Source organism: Pseudomonas sp. DWP2-2, assembly GCF_049897065.1.
Lineage (GTDB): Bacteria > Pseudomonadota > Gammaproteobacteria > Pseudomonadales > Pseudomonadaceae > Aquipseudomonas > Aquipseudomonas paracarnis.
On record NZ_JAFCVN010000009.1, the window covers coordinates 106,681 to 117,386 of the forward strand.

At 62.8% G+C, this 10,706-nt stretch carries 9 protein-coding genes; all 9 read right to left on the reverse strand.

Going from position 1 to position 10,706, the window contains the following annotated elements; all coding sequences use genetic code 11:
- Positions 1-8: 8 nt before the first annotated feature.
- The gene (locus tag ACP7CZ_RS19605; RefSeq protein WP_294204269.1) at positions 9-1,496 is read right to left on the reverse strand and encodes a methyl-accepting chemotaxis protein; all 1,488 of its coding nucleotides are present in this window, start codon (positions 1,494-1,496) and stop codon (positions 9-11) included.
- Between the two features lie 184 nt (positions 1,497-1,680).
- Positions 1,681-3,834 (reverse strand): TonB-dependent siderophore receptor, encoded by a 2,154-nt coding sequence (locus ACP7CZ_RS19610; protein WP_294204270.1) that lies wholly within the window; start codon positions 3,832-3,834, stop codon positions 1,681-1,683.
- 212 nt (positions 3,835-4,046) lie between these two features.
- Entirely contained in the window at positions 4,047-4,808 is a 762-nt protein-coding gene (locus ACP7CZ_RS19615; protein ID WP_057975790.1) for a PIG-L deacetylase family protein, read from the reverse strand.
- Positions 4,809-5,132: 324 nt separating this feature from the next.
- A complete protein-coding gene (locus ACP7CZ_RS19620; RefSeq protein ID WP_294204272.1) occupies positions 5,133-5,792 on the reverse strand; it encodes a glycosyltransferase in 660 nt (219 codons plus the stop codon).
- Positions 5,789-6,388, reverse strand: a complete 600-nt coding sequence (locus ACP7CZ_RS19625; protein WP_054897373.1) for an SAM-dependent methyltransferase — start codon at positions 6,386-6,388, stop codon at positions 5,789-5,791. Before ACP7CZ_RS19625 ends, ACP7CZ_RS19620 begins: the two co-directional genes overlap by 4 nt.
- Positions 6,385-7,143: a PIG-L deacetylase family protein gene (locus ACP7CZ_RS19630; protein WP_294204274.1), complete on the reverse strand. Its 759-nt coding sequence runs from the start codon at positions 7,141-7,143 to the stop codon at positions 6,385-6,387. The genes ACP7CZ_RS19625 and ACP7CZ_RS19630 overlap by 4 nt, the downstream gene beginning before the upstream one ends.
- A complete protein-coding gene (locus tag ACP7CZ_RS19635; RefSeq protein ID WP_294204275.1) occupies positions 7,140-8,138 on the reverse strand; it encodes an acyl-CoA dehydrogenase family protein in 999 nt (332 codons plus the stop codon). The genes ACP7CZ_RS19630 and ACP7CZ_RS19635 overlap by 4 nt, the downstream gene beginning before the upstream one ends.
- Before the next feature lies 1 nt (position 8,139).
- Positions 8,140-10,299, reverse strand: coding sequence for a glycogen debranching protein GlgX (glgX, locus tag ACP7CZ_RS19640; RefSeq protein WP_054897376.1), 2,160 nt, complete (start codon positions 10,297-10,299; stop codon positions 8,140-8,142).
- Between the two features lie 121 nt (positions 10,300-10,420).
- Complete coding sequence (locus ACP7CZ_RS19645; RefSeq protein ID WP_003191595.1) at positions 10,421-10,690, reverse strand: DUF2934 domain-containing protein; 270 nt, start codon at positions 10,688-10,690, stop codon at positions 10,421-10,423.
- Positions 10,691-10,706: the final 16 nt, after the last annotated feature.

Sequence of the window (10,706 nt, forward strand, 5' to 3'; positions counted from 1 at the left end):
GGTTGGGCTCAAGGATGAAATCTGCGCCCCAACGCATCCAGCCGTACCGCGATCGGTGGCAGGCGTTCGCTGCTGCGGGCGAGTGTCTCGACGTCGTCGGCGGTGTTCTGGGCGATGCTTTGTACCGACTGCAAGCGCTCGACGATCTCCAGGTTTGCCGAGGTCTGCTCGCGGGTGGTGGTGACGATGTGGCCGTTGAGTTGGTCGACGTGCGCGATGTCCTCGCCCACAGCCCGTAGCATGTCCACGGCCACTTGGCTGTCTGCCACGCAGCGCTCTACGCCTTCGCGGCTGGCGTGCATGGCTTCGACGGCTTGTCGGCTGCCGTGTTGCAGGCCCTCGATGATGCTCTTGATTTCCTGGGTGGAGAGGGCGGTGCGCTGGGCCAGGCTGCGCACTTCATCGGCAACCACGGCAAAGCCACGGCCTTGCTCGCCGGCGCGGGCAGCCTCGATGGCGGCGTTGAGGGCCAGCAGGTTGGTCTGGTTGGCGATGCTGCTGATCACTTCCAGCACCGAGCCGATTTGCTCTGCCTGCACCGCCAGGGATTCCACGGTCGACTCCGTGCCGTTGATGCGCGAGGCCAATTGGCTGATTTCATGTTGGGCGCGGCCGACGCTTTCCTGGCCGCGCACAATCTGCTGGCTGGCCTGGCCTGCATGTGCCACTGCCTGTTCGACCTGCACCGTAATGTGGCCCATGGCGTCTTCCATGCGCTGCATCGAACCGGTCATTTCGCCGATCTGGGCCAGTTGATGCCGTGCGCCTTTTTCCAGGGTGCCGCTCGCGCTGGCCAGTTCCTGGCCGAGCTGGCCCAGGCCATGGGAGTCGCGGGCGACGCCGTCGATCAGGTGGGTGAGTTGCTGCAGGAAGTGGTCGAACCGCTTGGCGAGGGATACGTGGGCCTTGCCTTCACCTTGGGCGGTTTCCACCGTGAACTGCGAGGTAACGGCGAGCATCTTCTCCAGCATTTCCTGGCTCTCCACCGCTTCGGCCTGGCTATGGAAGGCCAGGTAGAGCAGGGCGACGGTCTCCATCACCACATAGAAGGCGTGGACGAACACCATCGTCCAGCCGCCGTGATGCTCCATCACAAATACAGGAAAACCCTGGTGCTGCAAGGCATGGAACACCACGTGATGCACCGCGATGGTCAGTGCCGCCACCAAAATCGGCAGCCAGTCACGGTAGAAGGTCAGCACCGCCAACAGCGCGAAAATGCCGAAGTGGGATTCGATCACTCCGTGCGCCTGGTTGATGTGCAACGCCGCCATCACCATCAAGCCGGCGCCCAGTGCACAGCGCATCACGCGGGTGCCGCCGATGACGCGATACAGCGCCGTGAGCACCACGCCGGTGCCCCCACCGACGATCACGGCCTGCATGAGGGTATCGTGCCAGAACGCCAGGCCGAGGGAGAACAGGAACATCAGCCAGATCAATGCCAGCATGATGCGGTCGGCCTTGCGATAGTGCTCTTGAAAACGGACGGGCATTCACTCTTACTCCATGAGAGGGGGGCGTCGAGGTCAAGCAAGCACGCGGTGTGCCACACAGGCGCATCGCTGTGGAGTGAAGCAGATATTCAGGATTGTCGCCGGTTACCCACGCGTTATCGGCATGTGGGCGTGGGACTTGAAGAACGGCTGCCCGAGCGGGCAGCCGAGGTGGGCATCAGGCTCAGAAGCTGTACTTGGCGGTCAGCATCATATTGCGGGGGCTGCCATAGGAGTCGCCACCATAAGTCACTGAGTTGGAGATGGACTGGTAGTAGTGGCGATCGAAGATGTTGTTGGCATTGAGCTGCACGTCCAGGTGCTGATTGACCCGGTAGCCCGCCATCAAGTCGGTGACGGCGTAGCCGCCTTGCTGGAGCCGGTAGTTGCTGCCATCCGCTAGCTTGATGTCGTTGTACATGCGGCTCTGCCAGGAGATATTGCCGCCGACCCGGAGTTTTTCCAGCGGGCCCTGGAAGTTGTAGCGTGTGGTCACTTTGAACAGGTGCTCCGGGATGTCGGTATCGAACTGCTTGTTGACCTTCTGCGGGTTGGCGTCGTCCTTGATGGTGTGGGTGCGCGCATAGGTATAGCCGCCGCCGACCTGCCAGTTTTCGGTCAAGGCGCCTTGCAGTTCGAAGTCGATACCCTGGCTGCGGATTTCGCCCGAGGCTTCTGCACAGGACGCCTGCGGGCAGTTGGGCACCACCACGGCCACGGCGCGGTTTTCCTGGTCGACGCGGAACAGCGCCACGCTGGCATTCAGCGCGCCACCAAAATATTCGCCTTTGACGCCAACCTCATAATTTTTACCGACGATGGGCTTGAGTGGGGTGCCGGCTGTGCTCTTTTCTTTTTGCGGCGTGAAGATGTCGCTGTAGCTCACGTATACCGAATGCTGGTCGTCCAGGTCGTAGATCAGGCCGGCGTAGCGGGTGAGGTTGCGGGTGACCTTGTAGTCGCCGGCGGCATCACGGTTGTCGTAGTCGTACCAGTCCAGGCGAGCGCCGAGGATCAGCTTCAGCGGGTCGGCCAGGCTCAGGCGGCTGGTCAGGTAGAAACCGTCCTGGGTGGTGACTTCGCGAACGTTGTTGGTGCGGGTGAAGTTCGGCTTGCCCGCATTGATCGGCCAGTTGAGGTCGTAGGGGCTGTAGTTGTGGGTGGTCATGTCGTAGATGCGCTTGCTGGCGCCCACCACCAGTTCATGGGTACGGCCGAACGCCTCGAACGGGCCGCTGGCAAAGGCGTCGAGCCCGGCCTGGTTTTCATCGTAGCTGGCCTGGTACACCGTGCGGGCGAGGGTGTCGTTGGTCCAGCGCGATTGGTAGGAGCCGGAGAACAAGGCGTTCTGTTCGGCATAGTTGGCGTTGACCTGCAGGCTCCAGTCGTTGGCCAGGCGCTGGCGCAGCTCAGCGAACACGGTGTTGATTTCCTGGTCCTTGTTCTCCCAATCGGTGCCTGGGTTATAGGAGCGCGACAGGCCCAGGTGGCGCCCATCCAGGCCGACCATCGAAGCGCCCCAGAAGTAGTTGGTCTTGTCCTTCTGGTTCGAGTAACCGAGGGTCAGGGTGGTGTCTTCGCTCAGGTCGGCTTCGGTCACGGCATAGAAAAGGCCATGATCCTGCTCGGCCTTGTCGATAAAACTGTTGGCATCGCGGTAAGAGGTGACGACGCGGCCGCGCCAGGTGCCACTGTCATTGAGTGGGCTGGAGGCGTCAAGCTCGCCACGGTAGTCGTCCCAGCTGCCGACCGCGCCGGTGAGGGTAACTTTCTGCTCATCCAGTGGCCGCTTGCGGATCAGGTTGATGGCGGCCGAAGGGTTGCCTGCGCCGGTTACCAGGCCGGTAGCGCCGCGCACCACTTCGACGCGGTCGAACATTGCCAGGTTCGGCTGGGCGCCTACCGACGCACCGTTGTAGCCGCTGGGGATACCGTCATACATGAGGTTGTCGATATCGAAACCGCGTGCGGTGAAGGCTTGTCGCCCAGGGCCGTTGGAATAATTGAGGAACAGCCCCGGCGTGGCGTTGACCACGTCGTTGATGCTGGTCATGGCCTGGTCATCCATGCGCTGGCGCGTGATCACGGTGACGGCCTGCGGGGTTTCGCGCAGGGTCAGCGGCAGTTTGGTCGCGGTCTTCATCGAGCCGGTGGTGTACGACTCGCTGCCTTCGGTGGTTGCGCCAAGCTGTTGGCCCGAGACCTGGGTAGCGCCCAGCTCGATGGTGGCCGGTGCTTCGGCGTCGGCGGCAATGGCCGCATTGGAGGTTGCTAGCGCGATAGTGATTGCCATCAGACTGGGTGTAAAAACGTTGCCGCCGCGTTGTTGCACAGACATGAAAGTAGGGCTCCCCAAGTGCCTTCCGTGGCGAATAGTAAATCTGTTGATAATTATTCGCATCAGTCTGACAGATTGAGTCTGTAGGGAAAAGTCCAAACTCTGTAGGAGCGAGCTTGCTCGCGAAAGACTCATGGGCGCCGCGTTTATCCAGGACGCACGCGTTATCGTTGAGGTTTTTCGCGAGCAAGCTCGCTCCTACAGGGTGGTGTTCAGGTGAACAGAATTTCGTAGGGCTCGCGCATGCGCTCCAGCAATATCTGCGCGAGCATCGGCGGTAAGCCAATTTGTGGGTCACCCACCAACTGGCTGGCGTAGGCATGGGCGGCGTGCAACTTGCGCGCGACGGTCCAAGTGTCCAGGCGGACCTTGCGTGCACGTTGCCAGGGCATTACCGCGCTTTCCCGGGCCGGCCAATGCCAGGCCCAAATCGGCAGTTCATACAGTTGCGCACCTACCAGGCTGCACGCCTTGGCACTCGCGCGACCGACGGCGTCATGGTCGTCATTGCCGTCGTTGCGCCAGGTGGTAAACACCACGTCGCCAGGTTGCAGGTAGCGCGCGATGAATTGGCTCATGGGCTGTTCACGGGCCGCCAGTGCATCATCACAAAACCCGCCACGAATCCATTTCAGGCTGTGCAAAGGCATGCCCAATCGGCGCAGGGCCTCGGCGCTTTCCTGGGGGCGCACCACGCTCAAGCGGCTGGCCGGCCATACCTGAGAGCCGGGATGGCTGGCGCTGCCGTCGGTGATGGAGATCAATTGCAGCGGATGCTCGCGGGTGCTGAGCAGTTGCAGCAAACCGCCGCACGCCAGCACTTCATCGCCAGGATGAGGTGCGATTACCACGACGCGAGCACCGGGTGGTACCAGGGTGTTCAGGGAGATGATGGGGGTTTGCGCCAACTGCGGCGCACTGTTCCAGATTTGCACGGGGCCGCGACGGCCTTCGCTTAAGGAGGCAGGCTTCATGGGGTGTCACATCCTTGTCGGTTGATACCGGGTCGTACCCCGTTGACGGGACGACGCTCTTGTCTTCACCGCAGGCTCCGCTGGGTGAGTGCGCGGCATGCCAATCAAGGAATGCCATGCAAGGCGTTAGGAGCATAGACAGGCACGGGTATCTGCACAACTTTGATGCGATGTTTGCTGGGCTGACGTCATCGCAGGCAAGCCAGCTCCCACAGAGATCTGTGCCAGGCGCTGATTTTGTGGGCAACATAGCCCCCTGTGGGAGCTGGCTTGCCTGCGATGACGGCGCCCCAATCGACGGGGATATTGGATCAGTCAGCTGTTTTACCCAGCCCGCATCAAGCTCTTCAAGTAATCACCGAACCCACCCTCAGCCCGGCAATCCAGTCGCGCACTAGTCACCACTTGCGGCGCATGGCTCCAGGCAATGGAGGCACCGCAACGCTCCAATTCACGTACCAGTTTTACATCCTCGTGGCATTCCAGCGGTTCAAACCCACCGGCCTCTACGTAGGCGCGGGCACTCACGCCCAGGTTGGCCCCATGAATATGCCGATGCCCATCGCGGGCCTGGTAGGCCTGCTGATAGCGAATCTGCGCAGCCGGGTCGAAGCCTTCGCTCCAGGCGTCCACGGTGACTGTGCCGCACACCGCGTCGCAGCCTTGGGCCAGTTGGGCCACCAACCAGTCAGGGGCGACACGGCTGTCGGCGTCGGTGCAGGAAATCCACCGCGCGCCTTGCTCCAGCAAGTACCCTGCACCCACGCCGCGGGCGTGCCCGACGTTGCGCGCCTGCACGTGCAGGCAATGCACCTGGTGGGCCTGGGCAATCGCCGCGCTGGCATCGCTGCAACTGTCGAGTACTACCAGAATCTGTACCGCTTCACCCAGCAAGCCCGGGTGGTTGGCGGCGATCCGCGCAGCCCGCAGGCAATCATCCAACAGGGCTTCTTCGTTATGTGCCGGGATCAGAATACCGATCATCGTAAACCCTCATGGCGAGCGACCGAGGTGCCATCCAGGCTCCACAGGTCGAGCAGGAAATCCGGGTCCTGGTACTGCACCAACGGTGCTACACCCAGACGCTGTTGCAGCACGGCGTGCACCTGTTCGGCGGTTTGCGGGCAACCGTCAATGGGCACTCGCCAATGGCAGGCCAGGATTTGCCCGTCAGCGGTCAAGGCGGCGAGTGCGCAATCGATCAGACGATTAAAATCACCTGCATCGAGGTAATAACAAAGCTCACTCAATACGATCAGCTCGAATTGCCCGCCGGGCCATTGTTCCGGCAGGCGACGCTGCTCCACCCGGGCATGAGGAAAACACTCCAGCCGCGCTTGTGCCAGCCGTACCGCCGCAGTTGCAGTGTCGCAACACAGCAGGCGTTCACAACGCAGGGCCAACTCGGCACTCAGTTCGCCGTTGGCACAACCCGGCTCGAATATCGACGCATAGCGCGGCCGCGTCAGCACGGCCAAGGTCAGGGCGCGCTTGCGTTGTTCGTACCAGCGCTGACGAAAAGCCCAAGGGTCGTCATTGCCGGCAAACAACTGGTCGAAGTAGGGGGTTGCCACACTCATACGAACACCATCTCAAAAGGTTGCAGCAAGCGCTCCACCACATAGGGCGCCAGCACCGCAGGCAAACCGATTTGCGGGTCGCCCTCCAACTGGCTGGCGAAGGCGTGGATCGCATGGCGTTTGCGTGCCACTTGCTCAGCGGTCAGCGGAATCTTGCGCGCCCGATGCCAGGGCACCTTGTGGTCTTCGGCGGTGGCCCAGTGCCAAGTCCACACCGGTAGTTCACACAGCACTGCACCGACGGCCTTGGCTGCCTTGGCGCTGGCGCGGCCCACGGCCTCATGGTCGCAATGCCCATCCTCGCACCACGTGGCGAACACCACATCGTTAGGCTTGAGGTGGCGCTGGATAAATTCGCAGAGCTGGGCTTCGCGCTCGGCCACATGGCTATCGGCAAACCCGCCGCGCAGCCATTTCAAACTGTGCAGCGGCAAGCCAAGGCGGTGCAAGGCCTGGGCCGATTCCTGCGGACGCACCACACTCAGACGCTCCACCGGCCAGCGCCGGGAGCCCGGGTGGCTGGCGCTGCCATCGGTGACGGAGATCAACTGGATAGGGCGATCCAGCGCAGCCAGCCCTTGCAGCAGGCCACCACTGCCCAGCACCTCGTCATCCGGATGCGGGGCGACTATCACCGCTCGATGCCCTGGCGGCACCAACTGCGCCACACTGATGTGCTGCAATTCGGCCAATCGTGCGCTGTTTTGCCAGTGACTCAACGGCGTGCCCTGGCCAACAATCGCATTGGGCCTCATAGCGCCCATCTCCCTGTGGGCTCGCCGGCGACCTGTTCACCGAGGGCGGCCAAGTCGCGTTCGGCATGACTTTGCCGCACATACACCGGTAAATCGGCCATCAACTGGGCAAAGTGCGGATCCTTGCAATACGGCCCGGCGCCGACCGCGCGGCCCACATGCTGGATCACCTGCTCGACTGTGTCCTCGATACACGCACGCGTCTGTTGCGCCAGTTGCCGCGCATCAGCGCGAGGCTCGCGGTCGATCTGCGCGGCGCTGGCGCGCAACACGCAGGCGGCGCTTTTCAGCGCGCTGTCGACCGCGCCGAGGTGGGCCAGCGCATGGGGCTCTGCACGTGTGGCGCACTGGGCGCGCAGTACTTCACCCAGGCGTTGCGCCGCGCCGTACCAGCACGCGGCAATGCCGATCCCACCGTGCCAGAAGCCCGGACGGGACAGATAGTCGCCCGGGCCGCCCACGGCAATTCCCCTGGCGGCGCTGAACAGGATGTCGACGCTACCGGTCGCCGCCATGCCCACCGCCTTCCAACCCTCATCCGTCACCGTGATGCCCGGTTGATCCATCGCCACGGCCACCAATTGCTGGCGGTCCTCTTCGTCCCAGGCCGTCAGCAAACCATGGCTGACCACCGCCGCACCGGAACACCAGGCTTTGCGCCCCTCGACGAGCAGCCGCTGGCCGTCGCGACGCACGTGCACCTTGGCATTCGGCGGCTCGGCCGCCCACATGCCCCAGGTGCTGCCCAGCGGCGGCAAGGGGCTGTCGAGTTCGGCAATGATCGCCAGGGCATCGGTATGGCCTTCGAACAACTTGCACAGGCGCAAGTCATGCCCGGCCACCTGGGCCAGTTGGCTCAAGCGGGACAGGGTCTGGCCGCTGCCCGGCAACGGCAGTTGATCAAGGCCTTCTTCTTGAAGGGCCCTCAGGGCGTTACCCAAGGCTTGCGTGTCGGCATAGCCCCGGTAGCCCTGGAGGAAACCGTGCAACGCCATTTCACACCTCGCCTTCGTGCTGCAGTTCAAACAGCAGCAGCGAGCGAGCGGTGACCGCGTACTCATGCTCGAAATCAAAGCGTTCCTGGCCACGCACAGCCGGGTCGTTGGTGTCGAGCAGGCATGTCCAGAACTCGCCCTCCGGCACCGGCGGCAGGCGGAAATTGACCAGGTCGTGATGGGCGTTGACCACCAGCAGCAACGTGGCGTCGGCCCCGGCACGGCGAATCCCGGTTTCCTGGGCGCGGCCATCCATCAACATGCCCAGGCAGCGGCCCTGGCTGTCTTCCCATTGCTCGGTAGTCATTTCGTTGCCATCCGGCGCGAGCCAGGTGACGTCCTTCACGCCGATGTCTTCGTTGTAGTCGCCCACCAGGAAGCGCCCACGCCGCAGGATCGGGTACGCCAGACGCAGCTTGATCAGGCGCTTGACGAACTTGAGCAGCGCCTTGCCGTCATCGTCCAGATCCCAGTTGACCCAGCCGATCTCGCTGTCCTGGCAATAGGCGTTGTTGTTGCCGTGCTGAGTGCGAGCGAACTCGTCCCCGGCGACGATCATTGGAGTGCCCTGGGCCAGCAGCAAAGTGGCGAAGAAGTTGCGCATCTGGCGCAGGCGCAGCGCGTTGATCTCCGGGTCGTCGGTAGGGCCTTCGACGCCGTGGTTCCAGGACAGGTTGTTATTGCTGCCGTCCTGGTTGTTCTCGTCGTTGGCTTCGTTGTGTTTGTCGTTGTACGACACCAGGTCGTGCAGGGTGAAGCCGTCGTGGGCGGTGATGAAGTTCACCGAGCTGTACGGTCTGCGCCCGCGGTGATTGAACATCTCGCCCGAGGCGGTCATGCGCCCGGCGAAGTCTGCGAGTTGGCCGTCGTCGCCTTTCCAGAACGCACGCACGGTGTCGCGGAAGCGGTCGTTCCATTCCACCCAGCCTGGTGGGAAGTTGCCCACCTGGTAGCCACCGGGGCCGCAGTCCCAGGGTTCGGCGATGAGTTTCAACTGGCGCAGCACCGGGTCCTGGCGGCACGCCACGAGGAAACTGTGGCGCTCATCGAACCCGTCGCGGTAGCGCCCGAGGATGGTCGCCAGGTCGAAGCGGAAGCCGTCCACGTGCATCTCGGTGGCCCAGTAACGCAGGGAGTCGGTGACCATTTGCAGCACGCACGGGTGGCTCAGATCCAGGGTGTTGCCGGTGCCGGAATCGTTGATGTAGAAGCGCTTGTCGTCGGGCATAAGGCGATAGTAGGAGGCGTTGTCGATGCCGCGCATCGACAGGGTCGGGCCGCGCTCGTTGCCTTCGGCGGTGTGGTTGTAGACCACGTCCAGAATCACTTCCAGCTTCTGCTCATGCAGGTGCGCGACCATCTCCTTGAATTCGGCGATCTTGCCGCTGGCCAGGTAGCGCGGGTCGGGGGCGAAGAACGCGATGCTGTTGTAGCCCCAGTAGTTGGTCATGCCTTTTTCCAGCAGATGCTGGTCGTTGACGAAGGCGTGCACGGGCAGCAGCTCGACCGAGGAAATGCCCAACTGGCGGATATGCTTGAGCACGTCATCTTCCATCAGGCCGGCGCAGGTGCCCCGCACCGACTCGCCAACCGAAGGATGGCGCATGCTGATGCCGCGCAGGTGGGTTTCGTAGATGATCGTGCGGTCCCACGGCACTCGTACCGGTTGGTCGTTGCCCCAGGTGTGCGCCGGGTCGATGACCTTGCACTTGGGCACGAAGGGCGCACTGTCGCGTTCATCGAAACTGAGGTCGTCGTCCGGGTGGCCGATGGTGTAGCCAAACAGCGCTTCGGACCATTTGAGTTCGCCCACCAGTTGCTTGGCGTAGGGGTCGATCAGCAGCTTGTTGTGGTTGAAACGATGACCGTTGGCCGGGTCATAGGCACCGTATACGCGGTAGCCGTAAATCAGCCCGGGGTGAGCATCGGGCAGGTAGCCGTGGAAGATCTCGTCGGTGTATTCGGGCAGTTCGATGCGCTCCAGTTCGACCTCGCCGGTATCGTCAAACAGGCACAGCTCCACCTTGGTGGCGTTGGCGGAAAACAGCGCAAAATTAACACCCAGGCCATCCCAGGTGGCGCCGAGGGGGAAGGGCAAACCTTCACGGATCCGCGACGGCTCATGAACCGGCGTCGCTGTGGTGTTGTCGGGTTTGCTCATCGAGTTGCTCCTGCAAAAGGTCTTTTTTCGGGCCGAACGCCGCCGTACTGACGGTGCTTCAGCGCATGGCTTGGACGGAAAAGGGCCTGCAGCGCGCAATGCGTGCTGCAGGCCCGAGAAATCATGGGGCGGGCGGTTTGGGCTTCTTCGGGGCGGCGGGTTTCTTCGCCGCGGGTTTGGCGGCGGCAGGCGCAGCAGGTTTGGGCTTTGCCGCAGCCTTGGGCGCGGTTTTCGGCTTGGCGGCCGGTTTAGGCTTGCTCGGCGTCAGCGCCTCGGCTTCCGCCAGCTTGCGCGCCATCTCCCAGTGGCGATCGTGGGCGCCATCGGGCTTGCCTTCAGACTCCCAGATCTGATGCGCCAGTTCGCGAATGCGTTTGTCTTCTTTACTCATCACAAACTCCTCACAG

Coding starts and splice junctions, on each gene's coding strand:
- ACP7CZ_RS19605 (WP_294204269.1), bottom strand. CDS start 1,496: ATGCCCGTCCGTTTTCAAGAGCACTATCGCAAGGCCGACCGCATCATG.
- ACP7CZ_RS19610 (WP_294204270.1), bottom strand. CDS start 3,834: ATGTCTGTGCAACAACGCGGCGGCAACGTTTTTACACCCAGTCTGATG.
- ACP7CZ_RS19615 (WP_057975790.1), bottom strand. CDS start 4,808: ATGAAGCCTGCCTCCTTAAGCGAAGGCCGTCGCGGCCCCGTGCAAATC.
- ACP7CZ_RS19620 (WP_294204272.1), bottom strand. CDS start 5,792: ATGATCGGTATTCTGATCCCGGCACATAACGAAGAAGCCCTGTTGGAT.
- ACP7CZ_RS19625 (WP_054897373.1), bottom strand. CDS start 6,388: ATGAGTGTGGCAACCCCCTACTTCGACCAGTTGTTTGCCGGCAATGAC.
- ACP7CZ_RS19630 (WP_294204274.1), bottom strand. CDS start 7,143: ATGAGGCCCAATGCGATTGTTGGCCAGGGCACGCCGTTGAGTCACTGG.
- ACP7CZ_RS19635 (WP_294204275.1), bottom strand. CDS start 8,138: ATGGCGTTGCACGGTTTCCTCCAGGGCTACCGGGGCTATGCCGACACG.
- glgX (WP_054897376.1), bottom strand. CDS start 10,299: ATGAGCAAACCCGACAACACCACAGCGACGCCGGTTCATGAGCCGTCG.
- ACP7CZ_RS19645 (WP_003191595.1), bottom strand. CDS start 10,690: ATGAGTAAAGAAGACAAACGCATTCGCGAACTGGCGCATCAGATCTGG.